The sequence below is a fragment of the Marinobacterium sedimentorum genome, from assembly GCF_024267675.1.
Lineage (GTDB): Bacteria > Pseudomonadota > Gammaproteobacteria > Pseudomonadales > Balneatricaceae > Marinobacterium_A > Marinobacterium_A sedimentorum.
Genome location: NZ_JALDYX010000002.1, coordinates 290,347 through 312,988 on the forward strand (window position 1 = coordinate 290,347; position 22,642 = coordinate 312,988).

The window sequence follows — 22,642 nt, forward strand, 5'->3', positions numbered from 1 at the left end:
TTCTCAAATGAGACTAGTTAATCAAGCCGCCGGAGAGACCCGCATGAACATCAAGCAGATCCATCACGTTGCTTATCGCTGCAGAGATGCCAAGGAAACCGTCGAGTTCTACCAGCACTACCTCAACATGGATTTCATTCTGGCGATCTCCGAAGACAAGGTGCCCTCGACCAGAGAACCCGATCCCTACATGCACCTGTTCATGGATGCCGGTAACGGTAATATCCTGGCGTTTTTCGAGTTGCCGAATTCACCAGAGATGGGTAGCGACCCCAATACCCCGGCCTGGGTGCAGCATATTGCGTTCGAACTCGAGAGCGAAGAGGCGCTGCTGGACGCCAAAGCGGAGCTCGAGGCCAAGGGACTCGAGGTAGTGGGGCCCACCAATCACGAGATTATCAAGTCGATCTATTTCTTCGATCCCAATGGCCACCGCCTGGAACTGACGGTGCGCACTGACAAGCCCGGTCAGATAGATCGGCTGCACGCACTGGCTCCGGAAATGCTTGAAGCCTGGAGCAAGACCAAAAAGGCCGTCGACCATGCCGCCTGGTTGCATGCCGATGAGTTTGCCGGTTGATCCAACAAGCCGTTCTAACACAAAGGCCCCGCCATTGCTCAACAGTGGCGGGGCCTTTGTTTATGGGTCATGAGGGCAGTGTGGCGGGAGCCCGCTGTGCGGGCGAATGGCCTTTTCGTAGCAGTGTAGAGGTACCACCCCTATGTCTCTGGGACCAGGCGCCTGCGGTTTAAGTCCTTCTAAGCGGGCGCCGTATCAGATCGTCGAATCCGGCTGGCTCTCGGGGCGCGCGGCATCGAAGGCGGGCAGCGCGTTGCAGGCGTCCCAGATCGACCGGATCTTGGGATAGGCCGACATGTCCAGGTTGAAGCGCAGCGCGTTGTAGACCTGCGGAATCAGGTACAGATCCGCCAGCGTGACCCCGCTGCCATGGCAGAAGGGTGCTGCAACGAGCTGCTCTTCAAGGACATCGAAACCCTCACGAATCCAGTGCAGGTACCAGGCGGTCTTGTCGTCGTCGCTTATATTCAAGGTGTCTTTCAGGTATTTCAGTACCCGCAGGTTATCGACCGGGTGGATATCGCAGGCGACCAGGTTGGCCCAGGCCCGTACCTGTGCTGCTGCGACAGGATCGGCCGGCAGCAGTGGGGTCTGCGGGTACAGGCTTTCCAGGTATTCGAGAATGGCGGTGGACTGGGTGAGTAGTTCGCCGCTATCGAGTTTCAGCGCTGGCAGCAGTCCCTGGGGGTTCAGTGCGCGGTAGGCTTCACCATGGTGCTCGCCGGTCAGAAGATTCACAGGCGTAAGCCGGTGCTCAATGCCCTTGATATTGAGTGCGATACGCACACGGTAGGCGGCGGATGAGCGGAAGTAGGTAAAGAGTTCCATAACGGGTCCTTCACAGGCTCCTAGGAGCGGCGCCTCGCGCTTTCGCCGCGAGGGCGCGGCTCCTACGGGTTAGATTCTTGCAGGCAACAGGGTGCTGATCACTTCGCCAAAACCGATGCGCGCGGCGCCGTCTTTGGCGCAGAAGCCGCGCATGATGATGGCATCGCCATCTTCGAGGAAGGTGCGACTTTCACCGTTGGGCAAATTGATCGGTTTTTTACCGCCAGCGCTCAGCTCAAGCAGGGAGCCGGCTTCTTCGGGTTTTGGGCCGGACTGGGTGCCTGATCCCAGCAGGTCGCCCGGGCGCAGGTTGCAACCGTTGACCGTGTGGTGTGTCACCATCTGAGCGATGGTCCAGTAGGAATGTTTGAAGCTGGAGGTTGAAAGCCGTGTTGGGGCCTGGTCAGCGTTACGCATCTGCTGGGTTTGCAGCAGGCACTCAAGCTTGATATCCAGTGCACCGCTCTGGCTGTTAGCCTCAGAGCTCAGGTAGGGCAGCGGCTGGGGGTCGGCGGCGTCACGCGCGAAGGCCTGGCGATAGGGTGCCAGCGCTTCCATGGTGACGATCCAGGGCGAAATGGTTGAGGCGAAGTTTTTCGCCAGGAAAGGCCCCAGCGGCTGATATTCCCAGGCCTGGATGTCCCGTGCAGACCAGTCGTTGAGCAGGCACAGGCCAAACACATGATTATCCGCCTGTTCAATAGTCACCGGCTCACCAAGGGCGTTGCCGCTGCCGATAAAGATGCCGACTTCCAGCTCGTAGTCCATGCGCTTGCAGGGACCAAAGCTCGGCTCCGCGGCATCGGGTGCTTTGGTCTGCCCCTTCGGGCGGTGGAAGCTCTGGCCCGAGACATCAATGGAGGACGCCCGGCCGTGGTAACCGATGGGAATCCATTTGTAGTTTGGCAGCAACGGGTTGTCCGGGCGGAACAGGGCACCGACGCTGGTGGCGTGATGTACAGAGGTATAAAAGTCGGTGTAGTCGCCAACGGTACAGGGCATGGCATATTCCACATCCGCCTGGGCAGTCAGGCAGCTTTCCAGCGCGCTCTGGGTGCTGGAGCCACTGCGCAAGGCGCGGGACAGAGCCAGGCGCAGCGCCGACCAGGCCGGCTGGCCCATACCCATGAAACGATTCAGTGTGGGTTCGCTGGCAGCGCCAAGCGCCTCGCCGGCAAGGCCGTCAATAATGGTGAGCTTTGCTACGGCGGCAAGATCCAGTACCTGGTCACCGATGGCGACGCCACCGCGCAGGGCTTCCTCGCTGCCACGGCGACGAAAGCTGGCGAAGGGCAGGTTCTGGATCGGAAAATCGCTGTCGGCGGTATTGGCGGAGGCCACCCAGCTGGTGAGCGTGCTGTCGTGTGTTTCGTTCAGAGTTGTCATGGTGTAGGGCCTTATTTGTCGCCGTTAAAGTATTTTTTCAGTCCGGACCAGCAGTCAACATAGTCGTGCTGGCGGGCATCGGTTTCCAGGGCATGGCGCGTGGGCGCGATCACATAACGTGACTCGAACATGAATGCCAGGGTGTCCTGGTACTGTTCCGGTTTCAGTTCTGCGGCGCTGGCTTTTTCAAACACGGCTGCCTCCGGGCCATGGGGCGTCATGCAGTTGTGCAGACTCATGCCGCCGGCTTCAAAGCCTTTCTCCTTGGCATCATAGACGCCTTCGATCAGGCCCATGAACTCGCTCATGATATTGCGGTGGTACCAGGGCGGCCTGAAAGTGTTCTCGGCGACCATCCAGCGCGGCGGGAAAATTACGAAGTCGACATTGGCCACGCCTGGGCTGCCGCTGGGTGATGTCAGAACGGTAAAAATGGACGGGTCCGGATGGTCGAAGCTCACAGTGTTGATCACGTTGAAGCGCGACAGATCGTACTTGTAGGGGGCAGAAGTGCCGACCCAGGCGACGACATCCAGCGGGGAGTGGCCCTGCGGTGCGCGGTGCAGGCCACCACAAAACTTGGCGATTACCTCGAAATCCCCATCCACATCTTCGAACCAGGCCACCGGATACTGGAAGTCGCGATCATTGGCATAGCCGTTGGCGCCAACCGGGCCACGCTCCGGAAGGTGCAGTGCCTCACCGTAGTTTTCGCAGATGAAGCCGCGTACCGGCCCTTCCGGCAGTTCGATCTTGAACTTGATGCCACGGGGGATGACCAGTATCTCGCCGGGTTGCACATGCAGAACCCCCAGTTCCGTATACGCGAGAATCGCGCCCTGCTGGGGTACAAAGAGCATTTCGCCATCGGCGTTGTAGAAGAAACGGTTGCCCATGCCGGTATTGGCGCAGTAAACGTGAATGCCGATGCCGACCTGACTGCGGGCATCGCCGTTGGCAGCGACCGTGATCATGCCGTCGATAAAGTCGGTGTTTGCCTTAGGGATAGACAGCGCATCCCAGCGCAGCACGTTGGGCGGGCAATCCACTTCGGTAATGGGGGCGGTGCGGATAAGGCCTTTCTCCATGGGGCTGAAATCACCCATGGCGATTGACGGGCGGATGCGGTACATCCAGGTGCGTCTGTTGCTGTGGCGCGGTGCGGTGAACGCAGTGGTGCTGAACTGTTCGGTATAGAGCTTGTAGTCACAGCGCTGGGGATTGAACTGGCCCCGGGGCAATGCGCCCGGCAGGGCTTCGGTTTCATGTTCGTTACCGAAACCGTTGAGGTATTCGAGTTTACGGGAATCTATCATTATTCGAATTTCCGTCAGGTTAGGTCGCAGTCTCGCCCTGTGCCTGCAGGCTTGCTGATTTAGGGCTAATGGTTTCAAGTGAGACTAATGTAGCGTCGTATCTCGTCTGTTTCAACAGGAATTATGGTTTTTATATTTATAAGTTAAGATTTAAGCGCATTTTAATTCCTTATATTATCTCTTGTGAGAGTATTTTATGTCGTATTTTGGGTTCTGATGTCCGGGGCCGAAGGGCTCCTCGGATGTCGGCCCCTGCGTATCCCGGGCGCAGCCCGAGGCAGCTGCTGGTTTGGATGTCCGCCCGGGTTTGACCATTAGGTGGTATCACTTCTTTACTGTAGGTATCAGCGCAAGCCTTGGGAGGTGAGCGCTGCGTTGCGGCGCACCCGAAGGGAGCCTATCCATGGAGCACAGTCTGCACATTGCCCACCTGGTTGCCGGCATTATCGCCCTGCTGCTGATCGCTGCGTTGACACTGGCGGTCACCGAACGGCTGCGTTTTCCCTTTACGGTGGCGCTGGTGCTGGTGGGCATGGTGCTGACTGAAGTGGCACAGTCCTACCCGCAGGCACTGGGGCCGCTTGAGGGTATCGAAATCTCCTCGGGGCTGATTCTGTATGTCTTCCTGCCCACCCTGGTGTTTGAGTCGGCCTTTCACCTCGATGCCCGCCAACTGCGTCGCGATCTGGCGCCGGTGGTGATGCTGGCGGTGCCTGGTCTGCTGGTCTCCACCTTCATCATTGGCGGCGTCATGGCGTTGGCCACGCCCATCTCGTTTTCGGCGGCCCTGCTGCTCGGGGCCATCCTCAGCGCCACAGACCCCGTGGCGGTGATTTCCCTGTTCAAGCGTCTCGGTGCGCCGCGCAGGCTGACGGTACTGGTTGAAGGGGAGAGCCTGTTCAACGATGCCACCTCGATCGTGCTGGCGCGGGTGCTGGTGGGCATACTGGTAGCTGGCGCCGTGTCCTTTGAATCGGTACTGGAAGGCGTACTGGATTTTGTGGTGGTCTTTATCGGTGGCCTGGTGGTGGGATGGCTCATGGCCCTGTTGACCGGCTATCTGCTGGGAGTGCTGCAGGGGCATCAGTTTATCGAAATTACGCTGACCACCATTCTGGCCTACACCTCTTTTCTGGTTGCCGAAGAGGTATTTCATGTCAGTGGAGTCATGGCAACGGTGGCGGCGGCACTGAGTTTCAGCGGCTGGGGCTGGATCAAGGTCAGTCCCGAGGTGCGTGCCTACCTGGAGCACTTCTGGGAATACATGGCCTTTATAGCGACGGCACTGATCTTCCTGATGGTGGGTATGCAGGCCGAGGTATCGGTGCTGCTGGAGGCCATGCCGCTGCTCGTCTGGGTCATCCTGGGCATGCTGTTGTCGCGCCTTGTGGTGGTGTTCGGCCTGATTCCGCTAGTGGAGCGCCTGCCCGGCGCCCAACCGGTGGAGCTGGGTTACAAGGCGGTGATCTACTGGGGCGGGTTGCGCGGTGCCATCGCACTGGCCATCGTGCTGAGCCTGCCGGCATTCGAGTACTCGGCCATTTTTACCACACTGGTGATGGGCGCGGTGCTCTTTACCCTGGTGGTACAGGGCCTTTCGATCAATAGCCTGGTGCACCGGCTGGGGCTGGATCGACCGTCACTGGCAGACCGCTTTGCCCGGGTTGAGGGTAATCTGCTGGCCAAACGCCGTGCTCAGATTCGCATCCCCGAACTGATGGCCGGTGGCCTGTTCTCAGGCTCCATTGCGCAACGGCTGCAGCTCAACTCGGATCAGGAATTAATCACCATCCGCGAGGAGCTGGATCAGCTGCGTCAAACCGAACTCAATGCCAACGAGGAGCGGCGGCTACTCTACCTGCGCGGTTTTGCCGAAGAACAGTCGTTCTTTATCGACATGTTCAACAAGGGACACCTGTGTGAGGCGGCGTTCTGGCAATTGCGTCAGCGTGTTGCGCTGGACCTGGACACAGTGCGCTTCCAGGATCGGCTGGATCATATCGTCTTCTGCGAGCGGCAGGAGTCGGTGCTGGAGCAACAGCGTTTGCGTCTGCTGGGTCGCGTTTCGGTGCTGGCCGACTATGCCCAGTGGTTGCGCATTCGGCGGGTGGCCAAGGATTATGAGATTGCCTGGGGGCGTTATCAGAGCTGCTCCCGGGTACTGGAGCGTTTTGACGAACTGGTGGAAACGGAATCCATTTCCGCCGAGGTGGCATCCGAAGTCCGCCAGCAATACGTTGCCTGGCATGAAGCTGCCTGCACTCAGCTCGATCAGATGGCCGAGCAGTTCCCGGAGTTTGTTGCGGACATGCAGGAGCGCCTGGGGCAGCGTCTGGTCTTGCTGGCCGAAGGCGAGGCGATTGGCGAGCAGCTAGAGCGCGGCACCCTGCCGCAGGGCATCGCCGAGACACTGGAATCCGAGATGCGTACCAAGCTGCGGGCCTTGCGCGGGGCGGCCATTAAAAAGCTGCGGGTTGAGCCGTCCGAACTGCTGCGCAAGGTGCCGTTCTTGCAGGACATACCGGAGGCTGAGTTTGCGCAGCTGGCGACACGCATGCGCTCGGTAACCGTGGCCGAGGGTGAAAACATTATCAGCCAGGGTGATAGCGGCTATTCCGTGTATCTGATCGCAAGGGGCGTGGTCAGGGTGATACGGCAAGAAGGCGGCAAGGACCGCCAGCTGGCGACCCTGATGGCGGGTGATTTTTGTGGAGAGATGGCGTTACTGCACAGTGCGACGCGCAGTGCCACGGTGCGGGCGATAACGCCCTGCTCGCTCTACGAATTGCGTCGCGATGATCTGGTGCAGGCCATGCGCGAGTATCCTGCTATCCAGACAGCGCTGGAAAAGGCGGCGCTTGAGCGCAAGAATGCTCAGGCCTGAGGTCAGGTATCTGTATTCAGCCGCGTGCCAGTCAGCTGGCGCTCGTATCTAAGCAGCGGTTCCCACACGCCGTTGTCATTGGCAAGCCAGGTACCACAGTTGTCACAACGGGCAATACAGAGGTTTTCCCGGGCAAACAGAATGCTGATCAGGCCTGATGCCGGCGCTGTTGTTTCCGGTGCCTGGGCGTGGGGGCAGAAAGGGCAGAGGTCGTTCATAGGCGCAGGAGACCGTTCATGGGTCAACAAGGATACAGGCTGAAATACCCCATTCCTGCCAGACCGAAGGGCGCCTCGGCGGGAGGGCAGGGTGATGTATCGGAGCAGCCTGAGGTGGGCTTGGATTCGCCGGAATACCTTTTGATGAGCCTGTATTGATGACACGGGCAGGATGCGCGTATAGTGCCGCGCTGGCGGGTGATCGCCGATAATTTTGCCCGCTAGCTGCCTGTCGGACTTGGCCGGTCGTAGCGAGGGAAAGTCCGTTTTGAGGCAGTTTTTGGGCTCTTTTGAGGCGATAAATCGGCAGGATAGCCGATTTACACAGCGTGAGCTGCCCACCGGGCAAGTTACAGGGATGTAGCTTGTGAAAAGTGGCCCTATAAAGAGTAAACAAAAATGACCCCTCTTTACCGTAAAGAATCGGCGTTTCCGCACGACTGCATGGATGCAGGAGGTAGGGCGAAGCAGGATGCCCGAGCCGAGTAGATCAGAGTTAAGTCCGACAGGCTGCTAGTGGTTGCTGCGTGCATAGGCCTGTACGCCTGCGAATTGTGCCGTGGGGTTGTTGCTGTCGGCGCCGGGATCAGGTGGGCCCTGACGCTTGTCGTAATAGCCGATGCTAATAATTTCCCATTGCTGGAGGTAGCAATGCAGGTAACTGTTGCAGCAGCGGCACTTGTATAGCTGGCTGTCCTGCAGCGTACTGATATTGACCAGATAGGGGTGCTGGCGTTGCTGCGAAATCAGGAGTTCACAAGACGGGCAGGTGCTTTCCATTTCAGTTGCCTCAGGTTATACGACTGTAATTTCGGTTAGCATCCGATGCGCCGAATGTTGCTTGTCCAAACAGGCTGTGGATTCTTGTGCACCTAGTTCAGGCGTTTGTACACAGGAGTAATGTTAGGCGAGACCCTGGCAAAAATATTTAGGACTTAGTCCTAATTTTGAATGCATGGTCAGAGTTTTCGATGTGTTGTACGGGTCAGGCCCGTTTTACTGACAGACAGGATGTCTGTTTCAACCGCAGGATGCGAGTCATACGGAATATTCCATGCGTATGTTGTGGGTGGCACTGCTGTTGCCACTTTATGCGTTTGCCGATCAGCCGGCGTCCTTCAGTGCAGCCAAGCGGGAACTGGCTACCATTTATGCAGATAACCCGACGTCGTTTTATTGTAGCTGCCGCTACGAAGCGCGCGGCAAGCGCCTGGAGCCGGATCTGGCCAGCTGTGGTTATCAGGCGCGCAAGAACGCCAGCCGTGCCGGTCGGATCGAGTGGGAACATGTGATGCCTGCCTGGGTGTTCGGGCATCAGCGCCAGTGCTGGCAGCGGGGTGGACGCCGGGCCTGTAGCACGGATCCTGACTTCAAACTCATGGAGGCCGACATGAATAATCTGGTGCCGGCCATCGGCGAGGTTAACGGAGACCGCTCCAACTATGCTTACGGCATGATTGCAGGTGAGTCGCGTGCCTATGGTGCCTGCGATGTAGAGGTGGATTTCAAGGGGCGCACGCTGGAGCCCGCCGCTGCGATCCGTGGCGATATAGCCCGAATCTATTTTTACATGCGCGACCGTTACCATTTGCGCCTGAGCAAAAGCGAAACGCGTCTGCTTGAAGTCTGGAGCCGTGCCGACCCCGTTGATCGCTGGGAGCTTGAGCGCAACAAGCGCATTCGTGCAGTGCAGGGGTTCGGCAATCCCCATGTGGAGGCGGCCGAGACGCTGCTGGTCAAGAATCGCTTGCCGTAAGGCGCAGCAGGTGCTGGCCGCTCGGTCATGCAATTTATAGAAAGAGGACCTGAACCATGCTTCATATAACCAATGGCGACATGGCGAATCAGTGGCTGCAATGCGCAGGCATCGGTGATGAGTATCTGGCCTGGAACGATGTGTTGCATGAAGGTCCAGTGCCGGGCGGGCTGACGCTGGACGAGTTGTCCCGGGTCCGCGCTGCCTTTATTGCCAGCTGTGGCTGGGCGACCGACTTTGAAGCCCAGACGCATTTTCAGGCGCGGGATGCCCTGTTTCGCCGCGGCGCGCGTGAAGGCGGTGTTGTTATCTGGAATTCGTTCGAGCTCTATGATCAGTTGCACCTGCTGCAAATGCTCAACTGGTATCACGTGGAAGGCCAGGGGCTTGCCTGGCCGGAGTTGGTGCTGGTGGAGGACTACCTCGGCCAGGCGGAGCCTGAGCGGGCGGCAAGGCTCTATGCAACCCGACAGCAGTTAAGCGAGGCGCAGATGACGCTGGCGGTGGATGCCTGGCAGGCGTTCTGTAGTGCCAATCCGCGCACCCTGGTGAACCTGCTGCAACAGGATCTGTCGGCGCTGCCGTTCCTGGCCGCCGCAGTTGAGCGTTTGTTGCAGGAGTATCCGGGGCCCCTGGGCATCAATCGCACCGAAAAGCAGGTGCTTGAGGCCCTGAGCGCAGGGGTTCAGGATGCCGTGGGTTTGTTCCGCAGTGTGCGTGCTGCGGAGGCAGTGACCTTTATGGGGGATGCCAGCTTCTGGCGGGTACTTGAGGGGCTGCTGCGCCCGCCGGCTGCGCTGCTCAGTTGTGAGGGTGGCCATTTTGTGCGTCCGGCGCTTACCGGTTGTGATGAGGCTTTTCTGGCACTGCGCTTCTCGCTCACGTCCAGAGGGCAGCAAGTGCTGATGGAAAATCAGGATTGGCTGTCAGAGCAGCCGATCGATCGCTGGATAGGTGGCGTCAATCTTGGCGGCAGTGGCATCTGGCGTTGGGATGCCGTGGCGGGGGAGCTGAAACGGGGCCAGTAACGCCCATTTGACCGCCGGTTAACGACTTGCGCAGTCGCACAAGCGCTGCAAGCAGCCTGTCGGGCTTGGCCGATCGTAGCGAGGGAAAGACCGGTTTGTTCAGCACATCCATGTGCTTCACCCCTTCGGGGCTTGCACGTTCAATCGCTCCCTACGATTGAATGAGGCAGTTTTTGAGCTCTTTTGAGGAAAATAGTGGTTCTATTCAACAATGCAGAGAACAAGAAATAACCCCTCTTTGCGAAAGAGAGGGGCTTTTCTGCAGATCAGTGTTAAGTCCGGCAGGCTGCAAGGGGTGACAGTCGCGGATCGGCACGTTAGGATGCCCGTGGAATGCTTGGTGGCGTTGTCTGCGGGTGGCTCACACAGGTTTTCAACTACTTAAATATTTGCTGTTTCAGTGCCAGGTTCAAAATGTCCCAAGCGGGCGGAAAATCCGATGGTGATCTGAGTCAGTTGTGACGACAGAACGGAGTAATACCAGTGCAGATAGCTGAAAATACCATAGTGCAGATCCACTACACCCTGAAAAATGCCGCCGGCGATGTGGTTGATACCTCCGCAGGGCAGGAACCGCTGGCCTATTTGCACGGCGGTGGCAATATCGTTGAAGGCCTTGAGTCTGCTCTGGCGGGTAAAATCGTTGGCGACAAGCTGGATGTGACCGTAGAGCCCGAGCGTGGCTATGGCGAGCGTCGCGAAGATCTGGTGCAGGATGTTGAGCGCAGCAACTTTGTTGGCGTTGAAGAAATTGAAGTCGGCATGCAGTTTCTGGCTCAGACCCCCTGGGGCGAACAGCCGGTAACCGTTATTGCGGTAGCCGATGACAGCGTGCAGCTGGACGGCAACCACCCGCTGGCCGGCGAAACCCTGAATTTCTCGGTTGAAGTCGTTGATGTCCGCCAGGCCAGCGAAGAAGAGCTGCAGCACGGCCACGCCCACGGCGAGGGTGGTCACCACCACTAAGCCGCTGCGGCTTGCCGGCGACGGCGATTTACCGCTTCAACAACCGGGCCCCAAGGCCCGGTTGTTTGCGTATTGGAGCGTCGAAATGTGTCGGCGCGCTGCTTTCGTCCTGTTACGGATAACACCCCCCAATTCGATGAGCTTTCCCGGCGCTTGCCGCCTGAGCTGCTGGAGTTCGAGATCACCGAAAGCACGCTGATGGATAATCTGGACGCGACCATCGATATTCTCAATGCTCTCAAGGTGCTGGGCGTGCGTATCTCCATTGATGACTTTGGTACCGGCTATTCATCCCTGGCGCTGCTCAAGCAGCTGCCAGTGGATACGCTTAAGATCGATCGCTGTTTTGTAAAGGATATTGGCGAGGATGAAGAAGACCGCCAGATCATTCAGGCGGTGATTGCCATGTCGGCTCAGCTTCAGCTTGAAGTGATCGCCGAAGGTGTTGAAACCCAGGCGCAGAGTGATCTGCTCTATGCCTTTGGCTGTCGCCGGGTGCAGGGGTACTTCTACGGCAAACCGGTGATAGGGGTCATACCCGATACCCCGCGAACGCCACAGCCCGTGGTCGAGGCGGCTCGCCCGCAGGGAGCACGCCAATTCGCGCCCTGCTGCGTTGCCGCTCTTGGCAAGAGCCCCACTATTACCTGCGAACGGCGCCTTGCCGGACACGAATTGGCGGGCTCTATAAGCACCCATTAGGGCGAAGCAGCACACTAGCGGCTGCGATAAAGCTTCTATACTGCAGGTGCAACGGTTGGGGCCCTCTGTTCGCCGTTACTTCAAAGGCGGGCTTTAAAGGCGGGCTGCAGTCAGGTGACTGCACTGAACCTGTGAGAGCCCCGTGCCTCTAAGCTGTTGCCAGAGTGCAATCTGTGGAGGGCGCACATGCAAATTTCCGAGTTCAAGGCACTAGTTTCAAGTCACAAGCTGAAAACGGTCAATTTTATCGAATCCGGCTGTGGCCCCATGGTGGTTGAAGTGGAGTACGAGGGGGGCAAGGATTTAATCAAGAACAGCGATGGCGCCGTTTTCACCTGTGCCAACGTGACCCAGGCCTACGATGTGTGTCATCGCGCAGGGGTGCATGAAGCCAATCTGGTGCAAGTCACGCCCCATGACGAAACCTGCGCCGGTGTTGTGATGGACTATCATCGCGATTCGATACCGCTGAAATTCTGAAACTGCGCAGGAGGCGCGGACCTGACACCTGCCGGTTGACCCAACGGCAGGTGTTTTTCTGTTCGACACCCGTTATCACGCAGGCTCCTGTTTTAATGCGATGATGACACGTCTGGCAGGGAAGAGCGATCAGCCAGTTCATAGCATTCAGGGGTCCGTACACGGAGTCCGTTATCGAGGTAGGGCCAATGCAGGTATCGACTGCAATCAACAAACAGAGTGTCGCCCTGCGGGACAAGGTCGAACGCGCAATCAGCAGCGTCGGCACTCTGGTGCTCGGTAAGCCAAGCCAGATCCGCATGGCGCTGACCTGTCTGTTCTCCCAGGGCCATCTGCTGATTGAAGACCTGCCCGGCATGGGGAAAACGACCCTGGCCCACGGTCTCGCTCAGGTACTGGGGTTGAGTTTTCAGCGCGTTCAGTTCACCAGCGACATGCTGCCGGCGGATATCGTCGGTGTGTCGATTTTTGATCAGAGTACCTCGGCGTTCCGTTTTCACCCCGGGCCTGTATTTACCCAGATGCTGCTGGCCGATGAAATCAACCGCACCACGCCCAAGACCCAGAGTGCGCTGCTCGAGGCCATGGAGGAACGCCAGGTCACGCTGGATGGTCAGAGTCACCCGCTGCCAGAACCCTTCTTTGTGATTGCGACTCAGAATCCGAACACCCAGTTTGGCACCTTCCCGCTGCCAGAATCCCAGCTCGATCGCTTTTTGATGAGAATTGAACTGGGCTATCCGGACCCGGAAGCCGAGCGCAAGCTGCTCGCCGAAGGTCATAGCCGGCACAGACGTGCGCCCCTGGCGGTCTGTATCGATCAGGATGATCTGGAGGCCATACGCACCGAGTGTCAGGCGGTGCGTGTGTCCAGCAGCCTGATCGACTATCTGCAGCGGCTGGTGCAGTACACCCGCGAATCCCCCCAGTTTGCCTATGGTGTGTCGCCGCGGGGCAGTCTGGCGCTGCTGCAGTGCGCGCGCACCTGGGCCTATATGCACGGACGCGATTATGTCGTGCCAGAGGATCTGCAAAGCCTGCTGGAGCCTGTAGTGGGGCATCGTCTGCGCGTGGCTGAACAGGTGGGCGGTCACGGCAGTGAGGCGCTGATCCGGCAGATGCTGGAGCAGGTCGATGTGGTTGGCTAGGCATGCAGCCATGGGCGTTGCCAATGCTGCAGGTTGCCCATGACGGAGCGCTGGAGTCGCAGGCTTGGCGCACGGGCGCGACGCTGGGCGCTGGGGCGTCATGCGCCTGCCAGGAGCCTGACGCTGACGCAAAAGCGCATCTTTATTTTCCCGACCCGGGCCGGTCTGTGGTTTCTGTTTGCCGCCCTGGTGATCCTGCTGCTGGGTATCAACTACGAAAACAACCTGGTGTATGCAGTCAGTTTTGTGCTGCTGTCGCTCTTTGTCGTGTCCATTTTGCACACCTACAGCAACCTTGCGGGCCTGACGATTACCGCACTTGCAGCCAAGCCCTGCCTGGTGGGGGAGAGTGCCGAGTTTGAACTGCTGCTGCGGGCCGGACGTCGACGCAACTATGAAGCGTTGCAGCTTTGCTGGGTGGATCAGGCACCGGTGAGTTGTGATTTGATCGACGACAGTGAAAGGCGTGTGCGGCTCTATGCCCAGGCCGTTGAACGTGGCTGGTGGCGCCCGGGGGCCCTGCTGATTGAAACCTTCTATCCGCTGGGCCTGCTGCGCGCCTGGACCTGGCTAGAAACCGACCTGCAGGCCCTGGCCTACCCGCGCCCGCTCGAAGGCGGGCTCCTGCCACCGGGGCAGGGTAACGGCGAGCGCGGTTCTGCAGTCAGCGGGCGCGGCAGCGAGGATTTTGCCGGCCTTGAAACCTACCAGCAGGGCATGTCACCGCGCCATATTGCCTGGAAGCAACTGGCGGCCGGGCAGGGGCTGCATGCCAAGCAGTTCGTGGATCACGCCGATGATCAACTCTGGCTTGACTGGTCATTCTGGCCAGAGCTGGATACCGAACAGCGCCTGTCACGGCTGTGCTACTGGACGCTGAAGCTGGCGCGTCAGCGGGTTCAGTACGGTCTGCGTCTGCCCGGGGTCGAAATTCCGCCCGGGCGCGGCGGCCGGCACCGGCATCAGGTGTTGCGGGCGCTGGCGCTGCATGGGCGGGCGTCGCGATGAAGGCGGTGTACCAACTCACCCGTCCGGCCCTGCTGTGGCAGTTGCTGATGGTGGTCGCCGTGCTGTTGCCCCACAGTCTGCGCCTGCCATGGTGGTTGCCGCTGATGACCTTCGGTGCCCTGGGATGGCGCCTGTGGGTGCATCTGGGGCGCACATCCTTTCCCCACTGGAGCGTCAAGTTCATGATGGCGGTGACCGCCGGCATAGGTGTGATCATGTCTATTGGCCGAGGCAACGGACCTGAACTCGCCGTGGCGCTGCTGTTTGCCGGTTTCTCCCTCAAGCTGCTCGAAATTTACAAGCGCCGCGATGCACTGGTATTGATTTATGTGGCCTATTTCCTCGCCGCCACCGAGCTGCTTTTCGGCCAGAGTCTGTTGCATGCACTCTACATCGCCCTGGTGCTGGTGCTGATAACGGCGGCTCTCAATTCCGTGTACCAGAGTGAGCGTCATCCCGACTTCTGGCGGCCCCTGCGTGCATCGGTGCGGCTGCTGCTGCCGGCATTGCCGCTTATGGTGGTGCTCTTTGTGCTGGTGCCGCGCATAGGCCCGATCTGGTATGCGCCCCTGGCACAGGAAGAGGCTCGTACCGGGCTGTCGGATACGCTGTCGCCGGGGGACGTGAGCCGGTTGACCGGCTCAAGCGACGTTGCGTTTCGGGTGCAGTTTGACAATGGCAGGCCGCCACCGGCGTCCAGCCGGTACTGGCGTGGTTTGACCTATGATCGTTTCGATGGACGGCGCTGGGAGGCCGAAGCGGACCGCAGCCCGTTCGAGTCGCCACGCTCTGATTCAGGCACTTTGCTGCGGTATAACATGACTCAGGAGCCCAGTGGTCAGCCCTGGGTCTATGCGCTGGATTATCCGGTAGCGGCACCCTGGCCACTGCGCATGCAGGCCAATCAGACGCTAAGGGCGCCGGCCAAAATCCGCCAGCGGATGGATTTCGCCCTGGCATCACGCCTCTCCAGTGACAGTTTTCAAGCATTGACGGCGACGCAGCGTGCACGCTATCTGGCGCTGCCTGAAGGGGGCAACGAGCGCACCCGGGCACTGGCGTTATCCTGGCGGGCGCAGGATGACTCAACCGAAGCTCTTGTGGCTCGGGCGCTGGCGCTCTATGCGCGGGCGTTTCGCTACACCCTGACGCCGCAGCGTCTGGGAGATGACAGCATTGATGATTTTCTGTTTGATACCCAGGAAGGCTTTTGTGGCCATTTTGCCAGCAGCCTGACCTTTTTGCTGCGCGCCGCGGGCGTACCGACCCGTATCGTCGGGGGCTACCTGGGGGGCGAGTGGAACCCCTATGAATCCTACCTGGTGGTACGCCAGTTTGAAGCCCATGCCTGGACTGAGGTCTGGCACCAGGGGCGTGGCTGGGTGCGGGTCGACCCAACGGCCGCCGTGGCGCCTGAACGTATCGAGCAGAGTGCCGAGCAGCTGCTGTCCAGCCAGCCGGAGTTTCTGTCCGATACGCTGCTTTCGCCGGTGCGTTTTGGGCACATCGGCTGGATCAATACGCTGCGCATGCGGGCCGACGCGCTGAACTTTGTCTGGCATCGCTGGGTGCTCAGTTATCAGCTGCGCCAGAATGACCTGCTGCAAAAACTGCTGGGTGAGGTCACCCTGTGGAAGCTGGCGCTGGGGCTGCTGATCCCCTTCAGTCTGGTGCTGGGCTGGGTCGCGCTCGGTCTGTTGCGCCAGCGCAGACCCAAAACCAAAGATCCGGTGGATGCGGCCTTGCTGCGCCTGATCGCCCGTTTCGAGAGTCGTGGGCTTGGGCGCAAACCCGGCGAGCCTGTGGGTCGCTATGCCCAGCGTATTGCTCTGGAGCGGCCTGATCTGGCGCCTATCATAGGTACTGTGGCGCGCCTGTATGAGCAGTTGCGTTACGCCGAAGGGGGCGAGCCCCAGTTACACAGAGCCTATCTTGCGGCCGTGCGTGCCTGTGTGCGTCAGCTATGAAGCTGTCTCTACGCCAACGCTTGCTGTACCCGCCGGCGCAGTTCCGGCACCCGTTCGGCATCAAACCAGGGGTTGTTCTTGAACCAGCGCTGGTTGCGCGGCGAGGGGTGGGGCAGAGGCAGGCAGTCCGCTGGCAGTTCACGCCAGCGCAATACGGTTTCGGTGAGCGAGGCGTACTTGCCCGCAACGTAGCGGCGCTGGGCATAGTGCCCGATCAGCAGCGTCAGGCGAATCTGTGGCATGGATTCCAGCAGGCGCGGATGCCACAGAGGTGCACATTCTTTGCGCGGTGGCTTGTCGCCGCTGCGGGAGGAGCCCGGAAAGCAAAACCCCATGGGCATGATGGCCAGGGACCCGGCATCGTAAAATTGATCCCGCGTGAGTCCGAGCCAAGCGCGCAGTCGGTCGCCGCTGGCATCATCGAAGGGGCGCCCCTGGGCTGTGGTTCGGGCACCGGGCGCCTGGCCGATGATCAGAATCCGGGCGTTGCGTGCCGCCTGCACAATTGGGCGCGCGGATTCCGGCAGGCCCGTGCAGTGTCGGCACTGGCGGATTTCCTCCACCAGGGCGGCACAATCTAGTGCGGGTATCGGTTTCACAATCCATTCTTCCGTATAATGGCCGCCGGCCCGTGCCGGTTGAGCTGGGCGGCCGTCACATTAGATTACAGAGTATCTGCACAGTCCCATGTCCGACAGTCGCAATCCGGCATTGATGCCGTTTGACTATAAGGTGGTGCGCAGCAAGCGCAAGAGCGCCGCCATACAGATTAACGCCGATGCGGTGCTGGTGCGTGTGCCCGAGTGGGTCAGTCCCCAGTGGGTTGACGACTTTGTGCACAGCCGCCGGCAGTGGGTGCTCAGTCACCTGGATCGTCAGCAGGTGCAGCAGGAGGCCCACGGCATCGAGATAGTCGAGGGCGGTCTTATTCCCTGGCGGGGCCGGGATTACCGCTTGCGCTGGCAGCCGGGGGTGGCTTCTGCGGTGGTGATCGAGGGGGACGAGTTGCGGGTTACCCTGTCGCGCCGCATTCGCAGGCCCGCGGCAGAGGCGGTGAGCATGCTGCTGCAGCAGTGGTTTATGCAGCAGGCCGAGCAGCTGCTTGAGCCCCGTCTGCTGGAGCTTGGCCGACAGGCGGGGCTCAATCCTGTGGGGGTGTCGATTCGCGGATTTCGCCGTCGCTGGGGCAGTTGTGACAGCAGCGGCCGGATATCCCTGAACTGGAGGCTGATCATGGCCCGCCCCGAGGCTGCGGATTATGTGCTGGTCCATGAGCTGTGCCACCTGCGCCATTTCGATCACTCGCCGCGCTTCTGGCGCCTGGTGGAACACCATTGCCCGGATTACAGGGCACTGCAGGCGTATTTTCGCCAGCGTGGTTGCTGGCTGCAGTGGGGCTAATGTGTGGGAGCCTGGTAAAGCATTACCAGTATGAAGTCGCGGACTTTTGCTGTGATCAGTATTCGCGGCCAGATCCTGCAGCCAAGCTGCCACGTCTCCACGCTCACCGGTAAATGAAGATTAGGGTATCTGTGTGCAGGGTATGTCGTCGATTGGGTGGCAGATCGTTGTTAAAATCTGGGTTCAGGTTAATAATTTGGCGGCAAAGGGTTGCGGCTGCGCTATAAGAGGCTCCAAATGCTCCGCCAGAACCGGTCGCTGCAGATAATACCCCTGCACCAGCGCGCAGCCCTCGTTGCGTAGAAAATCCAGCTGCTCGGATGTCTCTATCCCTTCGGCAACAACGTCGAGATTCAGGTGGTTCGCCATCGCCAGGACAGCTCGGATGATACCTACATCATCTGTATCTCCAGGCAGGCCGTCGATAAAGCTTTTGTCGATCTTCAGCACGTTCACCGGAAAGCGCTTCAAGTAGCTCAGACTGGAGTAGCCGGTGCCGAAGTCATCCAGTGAAATCGTTACCCCGATATCACGCAACTTGCTGAGAATTTCCATAGTGGACTCAGGATCCTGCATCAGCGCCGACTCGGTAATCTCCACTTCCAGGCACTGGGGATCCAGTCCGTACTCATCCAGCGTACTTTTGACAACAAGCCCCAGTCCCCTTTGACGAAACTGGAATGCCGAGAAGTTCACCGCCATGCGCGGGGCCTGTTGAGCACCAAAGTGGTCACGCCAGGTCTGATACTGATGGCAGGCCTGGCTCAGCACCCATTGCCCGATGGGCAGAATAAGGCCTGACGCCTCAGCAATGGGAATAAACTTGTCCGCCGGGATAGGCCCTAACTGCGGGTGCGTCCAGCGCAGCAGCGCTTCTACAGCGACCAGGCGTCCACTGACAAGCTCAACCTGGGGCTGATAATTCAGTACCAATTTCTGCTGATCCACCGCCTCACGCAGGTCTTTCTCCATGCTCAGGCGCTGCTTGAAATCTTCGCGAATGCGGGCGGTGAAAAACTTGCAGCCATTGCCACCGCTCTGCTGAACCTGGTGCATTGCCATGGTGGCATTATGATCCAGTTCATCAGTTTTCTGACCGTCCAGGGGGTAAATACTGACGCCGATACTGGCATCAACATGGAGATCATAGCCCGAAATCGTGATGGGACTTTGCAAGGACTCACTGATGCAACGGGCCTTTTCAATCAGCTCACTCTGATGTTCGAGGCTTGGCAGTATCACCGAAAATTCTGCGTCGGATATGCGGGCAGCCACTTGTTCTGTGGCTGTTTGTTCGAGCAGTCGCTGCGCAACCTGCTTGAGCAATTCATCTCCTGCATCGGGCCCGAGACTGCTACTGATGTCCCGAAAACGGTCCAGATGGATGTGCATTATGCCGACCTTCAGGCCCTTGGCACCCGACAACTCGACAGCCTGGTTAAGACGCCGCTGATAGAGCGTACGATTGGGCAGCGACGTGAGTTCGTCGTAGTTGGCCAGATAAACCAAACGCCCTTCAGCTGCCAGTCGTTCACGGCGGTTGACGGCCTCCCGCAGTTCGCGGGGTACCGCCGCGTGCAGGCGTTTTAGATTATCCTTGGTGATGTAATCCTGAGCGCCGCTTTTGACGGCGTCCACCGCCTTGTCTTCGCCGAGGGTCCCGGACACGAAAATAAACGGCATATCCTGATCGTACTGGCGTACGAGTTTCAGCGCACCCAGGCCGTTAAAGGTTGGCATGCTGAAATCCGAGAACACGATTTGCCAGCCCTGCTGCACATTTTGCAGCGCCTCAACCAGGTCATCTTCGCGGTCAACGCTGTGGTAGTCCAGGTCGTAACCCATGCGCCGCAACTCGCGCACCAGCATCAGCACATCATCTTCTACATCTTCGATGATCAAGGCCTTTAACGGTTCTCTCTTTTGCGGAACGCTCTGCATCGTAATTCACCTCTTTCCCTCCGCTATGCTGTTATTCACCAGCAGAGCATAAGTGGCAATGGTTAATCATTTTCAATTCGAGCTATTAATAACAACCTTAGCTTCACTCTGTTGTTTAGAGAAAGCCGCAGCGCTCTAGTAGGGTAATTCATTCAGCAACAGCCAGTACATGCCAAGATGCCCCACGGCTTCTACAAATTCGTTGAAATCAACGGGCTTTCGTACATAGCTGTTGGCGCCCAGATCATAGCTGCGTACCAGGTCTTCCTCATGCTTGGAAGACGTCAGGATTACCACCGGTAGCTTGCTGGTGTGCGGCTTCTCGCGCAGCCGGCGCAGTACTTCCAGACCGTCAATTTTGGGAAGATTTAAGTCCAGCAGCATCACTGACGGCAACACCGAGGCGTCGCGATCGGCGTGCGCGCCCTGGGCAAACAGGTAATCCAGGGCTTCAGCTCCGTCCCGGACGACGATGATCTCATTGCGCATATTGCTTTTTTTGAACGCTCGGAGTGCCAGTGCCTCGTCATCAGGATTATCTTCTACCAGTAATATCGGTTTGGTGTTCATATGATCTCTCCTTGTCGGGTGGCAGAGTGATATAGAAGGCTGCGCCCTTGTTAACTTGCGCTTGGGCCCAGATTTGTCCGCCGTGGCGTCGAATGATGCGCTGTACGGTTGCAAGACCGACGCCCGTTCCCGGGAAGTCCCTTGCGTCATGCAGACGCTGGAAGGCTCCGAACAACTTTCCGGCGTATTCCATGTCGAAACCGGCGCCGTTGTCCCTGATAACGAGGCCGGTGTCACCGTTGGCATTGTGGCCCTCAAGCTGGATTTTCGGTTCGGCACACTTGCCCGTGTACTTCCATGCATTATTAAGCAGATTTTCAAGCGCTACGCGTATCAGTTTGGGGTCGCCATACCCTATTAAGTTGGGAGCGATATCAATGTCCACTTTACGCTGCGGGTCATTGGTCCGCAGTTCTTCCACCACGCCACTGGCGATGGAACTCAGATCCAGTGGCTGACACTCAATTTCCGCCCGGCTGACCCGGGAAAGTTTCAACAGGTCGTCTATCAGCCCGCCCATGCGCTGAGCTGCTGAGCGGACTCGGGCAAGATAATCCTTGCCGGACTCGTCGAGCACATCCGTATAATCTTCGAGTAGCGCCTGACTGAAGCCATCAATGGACCGTAGAGGCGTTCTCAGGTCGTGGGACACCGAATAGCTGAAGGCTTCCAGCTCCTTGTTGGCATTTTCAAGCTCAGTTGTGCGCTCAGTTACACGCCGCTCGAGATTCATGTTCAAGTGCCTGATTTCCTGCACTGCCTGTACCCGATCATGGATATCTTCGATAACGCCTTTCCACTCCAGCAAGCGCCCATTGTCATCGATAATCGGTACGGCCCGCAGGTGAACCGATCGATAATCCTGAGTTTTTACATGCCACAGGCGCAGTTCCGCTACAAAAGACCGGGCGTTAACTGCGGCCGTGTGCCAGAAATCGTGCAGTTTTGCCCTGTCGTCGCTATGGAAGGCGTCCAGCCAGCCGTGCCCAATGTGAGTTTCGCGGGTCTGGCCTGTATAGGCATCCCAGGCTGGCTCTTCGAAGAGAAAGTTTCCCTGAATATCGGCGCGCCAGATCACTTCGGTCAGAGCATTGATTAAAGCCGTGTGGCGCAGCTGGGTCGCTCGCAACGCAGCTTCCGCCTCGGCACGCTCCTTTATCTCTTCACCGAGTTGCCTGTTAATGGACTCAAGTGCTGCGGTCCTGCGGCCTATTTCCGATAGCATGGCATTGAATGCGTCTACCAGGTAACCGATCTCATCGTCGGTGGTCTTTACTGCACGCAAGTCATAGTTCTGTTGTTCAACAACCTGTTGCGCCAGTTCGGTCACGCTCAGAATAGGGCGGGTGACGCGGGACTGAATCCAGCGCGATATCAACATTGAGATGGCCAGCGCCAGTACAGCCACCACGAGCACTATGCCAATGTCCCGCAACAGGCGCGCATTAAAATCGTAGATTGCCACGATGAGAATACTGCCAAGACTATTGCCTTCAGATACGATCTGGCGATTCAGGATCAGCTGACTACCGGTAACCTGAATCTCGCCCGCTGTCGGCAATTCAGCCAGCGCCAGGGTGGGCACGCCATTGGCGGCATACTCGGCGAAAAGCGTGTTATCTGAATCACGAATTTGCGCCGCCAGAATATTTGGCCGAATCCGCAGCAAGGCCAGTCTCTCCTGTGCAACGCCGGGGTCATCGAATTGCAGCGCGGCAATGCTTGCCTCCCCGATCAGGTCTGCCTGGGTCTGGAGATCCTGCACGGTTCGCTCACGGTAATCGCCCAGGTCGTAAACGATTTGGATCAGGCCCGCGATGAAGAGCGCCGTCATGGTCGTCAACAGTACGCCCATGGACAGCTTGAAACGGATAGAGCGTACACCGCTGAGCTGTTTCATTGTGCCGGATTCCTCACCCGCCGTGCGACGGATAGCAGCTGGGAGCTGACCCGCACGCCTTGGGCGGTCGTGGCCGCCAGGGATACGTCAAACCGCAGTCTGTCACCTTCGAGATCGAAATTGATACCACTGCCTGAATCGAGCCCGTTCGGGATATCCGTGACCAGCATCACGGCTTTACCCTGCATGCGATCAAGCCAGCGTGGTGCACTAGACAAAACTGATCGACCAATGAACAGCAGGTGCACACCGGAAGGTACCGCTGTAGTGTCATAGGCCCGCACGTTTAGCGGCCGGTTATGAACGTGCTGGCCCTTAATCGCCTGGTTCAACTCCTGCACAATATCCTTATCCGCAACAACGCCTATAACGATAGGGCTATCAGGTGCAGAAAAGGTGTCCGTCGGCCACTCCACATAACTGCAGAATTTATACAGAAAGGCGGCCTTGATTCGCGTCTCCAGAGTGGCTGCACCGACCTGTTGTGTCGGCGCTACTAAACACAGCATCATCCATACCCAGAATAACGAGCGTCCGACCATTGTTTTTTGCGTCCTCGTCAT

At 58.6% G+C, this 22,642-nt stretch carries 21 protein-coding genes; 11 read left to right on the plus strand and 10 right to left on the minus strand.

Going from position 1 to position 22,642, the window contains the following annotated elements; all coding sequences use genetic code 11:
* Positions 1-43 precede the first annotated feature (43 nt).
* Positions 44-580: a VOC family protein gene (locus MRS74_RS03680; protein ID WP_254578920.1), complete on the plus strand. Its 537-nt coding sequence runs from the start codon at positions 44-46 to the stop codon at positions 578-580.
* A gap of 195 nt (positions 581-775) precedes the next feature.
* On the opposite strand, the gene maiA is transcribed toward MRS74_RS03680, so the two are convergent.
* The 3 genes from maiA to hmgA all read right to left on the minus strand — a co-directional run bounded on the left by maiA (position 776) and on the right by hmgA (position 4,110).
* A complete protein-coding gene (maiA, locus tag MRS74_RS03685) occupies positions 776-1,408 on the minus strand; it encodes a maleylacetoacetate isomerase (protein WP_254578921.1) in 633 nt (210 codons plus the stop codon).
* A 69-nt stretch (positions 1,409-1,477) separates the two neighbouring features.
* Positions 1,478-2,794, minus strand: a complete 1,317-nt coding sequence (fahA, locus tag MRS74_RS03690) for a fumarylacetoacetase (protein WP_254578922.1) — start codon at positions 2,792-2,794, stop codon at positions 1,478-1,480.
* A gap of 11 nt (positions 2,795-2,805) precedes the next feature.
* Entirely contained in the window at positions 2,806-4,110 is a 1,305-nt protein-coding gene (gene hmgA, locus MRS74_RS03695; protein WP_254578923.1) for a homogentisate 1,2-dioxygenase, read from the minus strand.
* Positions 4,111-4,513: 403 nt separating this feature from the next.
* On the opposite strand from hmgA, the gene MRS74_RS03700 reads away from it, so the two are divergent.
* Positions 4,514-6,994: a cation:proton antiporter gene (locus MRS74_RS03700; RefSeq protein ID WP_254578924.1), complete on the plus strand. Its 2,481-nt coding sequence runs from the start codon at positions 4,514-4,516 to the stop codon at positions 6,992-6,994.
* A 2-nt stretch (positions 6,995-6,996) separates the two neighbouring features.
* Here MRS74_RS03700 and MRS74_RS03705 read toward each other — a convergent pair whose 3' ends face one another.
* Positions 6,997-7,212 carry a hypothetical protein gene (locus MRS74_RS03705; RefSeq protein ID WP_254578925.1) on the minus strand — a complete coding sequence of 72 codons (216 nt, stop codon included), beginning with the start codon at positions 7,210-7,212 and terminating at the stop codon, positions 6,997-6,999.
* A gap of 513 nt (positions 7,213-7,725) precedes the next feature.
* The gene (locus tag MRS74_RS03710; protein ID WP_254578926.1) at positions 7,726-7,992 is read right to left on the minus strand and encodes a hypothetical protein; all 267 of its coding nucleotides are present in this window, start codon (positions 7,990-7,992) and stop codon (positions 7,726-7,728) included.
* A 274-nt stretch (positions 7,993-8,266) separates the two neighbouring features.
* Between MRS74_RS03710 and MRS74_RS03715 the strand changes: the two genes are divergently transcribed.
* The 8 genes from MRS74_RS03715 to MRS74_RS03750 all read left to right on the plus strand — a co-directional run bounded on the left by MRS74_RS03715 (position 8,267) and on the right by MRS74_RS03750 (position 16,267).
* A complete protein-coding gene (locus tag MRS74_RS03715; RefSeq protein WP_254578927.1) occupies positions 8,267-8,968 on the plus strand; it encodes an endonuclease in 702 nt (233 codons plus the stop codon).
* 56 nt (positions 8,969-9,024) lie between these two features.
* Positions 9,025-9,996 (plus strand): hypothetical protein, encoded by a 972-nt coding sequence (locus MRS74_RS03720; RefSeq protein WP_254578928.1) that lies wholly within the window; start codon positions 9,025-9,027, stop codon positions 9,994-9,996.
* 483 nt (positions 9,997-10,479) lie between these two features.
* Entirely contained in the window at positions 10,480-10,962 is a 483-nt protein-coding gene (locus MRS74_RS03725) for an FKBP-type peptidyl-prolyl cis-trans isomerase (RefSeq protein ID WP_254578929.1), read from the plus strand.
* Between the two features lie 72 nt (positions 10,963-11,034).
* Entirely contained in the window at positions 11,035-11,664 is a 630-nt protein-coding gene (locus MRS74_RS03730; RefSeq protein WP_254578930.1) for an EAL domain-containing protein, read from the plus strand.
* Between the two features lie 186 nt (positions 11,665-11,850).
* Entirely contained in the window at positions 11,851-12,144 is a 294-nt protein-coding gene (locus MRS74_RS03735) for a DUF6482 family protein (protein ID WP_254578931.1), read from the plus strand.
* Between the two features lie 188 nt (positions 12,145-12,332).
* Positions 12,333-13,292 (plus strand): AAA family ATPase, encoded by a 960-nt coding sequence (locus tag MRS74_RS03740; RefSeq protein ID WP_254578932.1) that lies wholly within the window; start codon positions 12,333-12,335, stop codon positions 13,290-13,292.
* Between the two features lie 39 nt (positions 13,293-13,331).
* Positions 13,332-14,300, plus strand: coding sequence for a DUF58 domain-containing protein (locus tag MRS74_RS03745; RefSeq protein WP_254578933.1), 969 nt, complete (start codon positions 13,332-13,334; stop codon positions 14,298-14,300).
* Positions 14,297-16,267, plus strand: coding sequence for a transglutaminase TgpA family protein (locus MRS74_RS03750; RefSeq protein WP_254578934.1), 1,971 nt, complete (start codon positions 14,297-14,299; stop codon positions 16,265-16,267). Before MRS74_RS03745 ends, MRS74_RS03750 begins: the two co-directional genes overlap by 4 nt.
* A gap of 8 nt (positions 16,268-16,275) precedes the next feature.
* On the opposite strand, the gene MRS74_RS03755 is transcribed toward MRS74_RS03750, so the two are convergent.
* Positions 16,276-16,866, minus strand: a complete 591-nt coding sequence (locus tag MRS74_RS03755) for a uracil-DNA glycosylase family protein (protein ID WP_254578935.1) — start codon at positions 16,864-16,866, stop codon at positions 16,276-16,278.
* An 88-nt stretch (positions 16,867-16,954) separates the two neighbouring features.
* Between MRS74_RS03755 and MRS74_RS03760 the strand changes: the two genes are divergently transcribed.
* Complete coding sequence (locus MRS74_RS03760; protein ID WP_254578936.1) at positions 16,955-17,668, plus strand: M48 family metallopeptidase; 714 nt, start codon at positions 16,955-16,957, stop codon at positions 17,666-17,668.
* 183 nt (positions 17,669-17,851) lie between these two features.
* Here the strand turns inward: MRS74_RS03760 and MRS74_RS03765 are convergent, their stop codons facing one another.
* The 4 genes from MRS74_RS03765 to MRS74_RS03780 all read right to left on the minus strand — a co-directional run bounded on the left by MRS74_RS03765 (position 17,852) and on the right by MRS74_RS03780 (position 22,642).
* Positions 17,852-19,609 carry a GGDEF domain-containing response regulator gene (locus MRS74_RS03765; RefSeq protein WP_254578937.1) on the minus strand — a complete coding sequence of 586 codons (1,758 nt, stop codon included), beginning with the start codon at positions 19,607-19,609 and terminating at the stop codon, positions 17,852-17,854.
* Between the two features lie 135 nt (positions 19,610-19,744).
* Complete coding sequence (locus MRS74_RS03770; RefSeq protein WP_254578938.1) at positions 19,745-20,179, minus strand: response regulator; 435 nt, start codon at positions 20,177-20,179, stop codon at positions 19,745-19,747.
* Positions 20,145-22,079, minus strand: a complete 1,935-nt coding sequence (locus MRS74_RS03775) for a sensor histidine kinase, YfiR-like protein-associated (protein ID WP_254578939.1) — start codon at positions 22,077-22,079, stop codon at positions 20,145-20,147. Before MRS74_RS03775 ends, MRS74_RS03770 begins: the two co-directional genes overlap by 35 nt.
* Positions 22,076-22,642: a TOL_0243 family YfiR-like periplasmic protein gene (locus MRS74_RS03780; protein ID WP_254578940.1), complete on the minus strand. Its 567-nt coding sequence runs from the start codon at positions 22,640-22,642 to the stop codon at positions 22,076-22,078. The genes MRS74_RS03775 and MRS74_RS03780 overlap by 4 nt, the downstream gene beginning before the upstream one ends.

Excerpts from the sequence above, each read along its gene's own strand:
- MRS74_RS03770 (WP_254578938.1), bottom strand. The coding sequence starts at position 20,179 with ATGAACACCAAACCGATATTACTGGTAGAAGATAATCCTGATGACGAG.
- MRS74_RS03745 (WP_254578933.1), top strand. The coding sequence starts at position 13,332 with ATGACGGAGCGCTGGAGTCGCAGGCTTGGCGCACGGGCGCGACGCTGG.
- MRS74_RS03735 (WP_254578931.1), top strand. The coding sequence starts at position 11,851 with ATGCAAATTTCCGAGTTCAAGGCACTAGTTTCAAGTCACAAGCTGAAA.
- MRS74_RS03715 (WP_254578927.1), top strand. The coding sequence starts at position 8,267 with ATGCGTATGTTGTGGGTGGCACTGCTGTTGCCACTTTATGCGTTTGCC.
- MRS74_RS03760 (WP_254578936.1), top strand. The coding sequence starts at position 16,955 with ATGTCCGACAGTCGCAATCCGGCATTGATGCCGTTTGACTATAAGGTG.
- MRS74_RS03765 (WP_254578937.1), bottom strand. The coding sequence starts at position 19,609 with ATGCAGAGCGTTCCGCAAAAGAGAGAACCGTTAAAGGCCTTGATCATC.
- MRS74_RS03680 (WP_254578920.1), top strand. The coding sequence starts at position 44 with ATGAACATCAAGCAGATCCATCACGTTGCTTATCGCTGCAGAGATGCC.
- MRS74_RS03780 (WP_254578940.1), bottom strand. The coding sequence starts at position 22,642 with ATGACGAGGACGCAAAAAACAATGGTCGGACGCTCGTTATTCTGGGTA.
- fahA (WP_254578922.1), bottom strand. The coding sequence starts at position 2,794 with ATGACAACTCTGAACGAAACACACGACAGCACGCTCACCAGCTGGGTG.
- MRS74_RS03710 (WP_254578926.1), bottom strand. The coding sequence starts at position 7,992 with ATGGAAAGCACCTGCCCGTCTTGTGAACTCCTGATTTCGCAGCAACGC.
- MRS74_RS03705 (WP_254578925.1), bottom strand. The coding sequence starts at position 7,212 with ATGAACGACCTCTGCCCTTTCTGCCCCCACGCCCAGGCACCGGAAACA.
- MRS74_RS03740 (WP_254578932.1), top strand. The coding sequence starts at position 12,333 with ATGCAGGTATCGACTGCAATCAACAAACAGAGTGTCGCCCTGCGGGAC.
- MRS74_RS03750 (WP_254578934.1), top strand. The coding sequence starts at position 14,297 with ATGAAGGCGGTGTACCAACTCACCCGTCCGGCCCTGCTGTGGCAGTTG.
- MRS74_RS03700 (WP_254578924.1), top strand. The coding sequence starts at position 4,514 with ATGGAGCACAGTCTGCACATTGCCCACCTGGTTGCCGGCATTATCGCC.
- MRS74_RS03775 (WP_254578939.1), bottom strand. The coding sequence starts at position 22,079 with ATGAAACAGCTCAGCGGTGTACGCTCTATCCGTTTCAAGCTGTCCATG.
- maiA (WP_254578921.1), bottom strand. The coding sequence starts at position 1,408 with ATGGAACTCTTTACCTACTTCCGCTCATCCGCCGCCTACCGTGTGCGT.
- MRS74_RS03720 (WP_254578928.1), top strand. The coding sequence starts at position 9,025 with ATGCTTCATATAACCAATGGCGACATGGCGAATCAGTGGCTGCAATGC.
- hmgA (WP_254578923.1), bottom strand. The coding sequence starts at position 4,110 with ATGATAGATTCCCGTAAACTCGAATACCTCAACGGTTTCGGTAACGAA.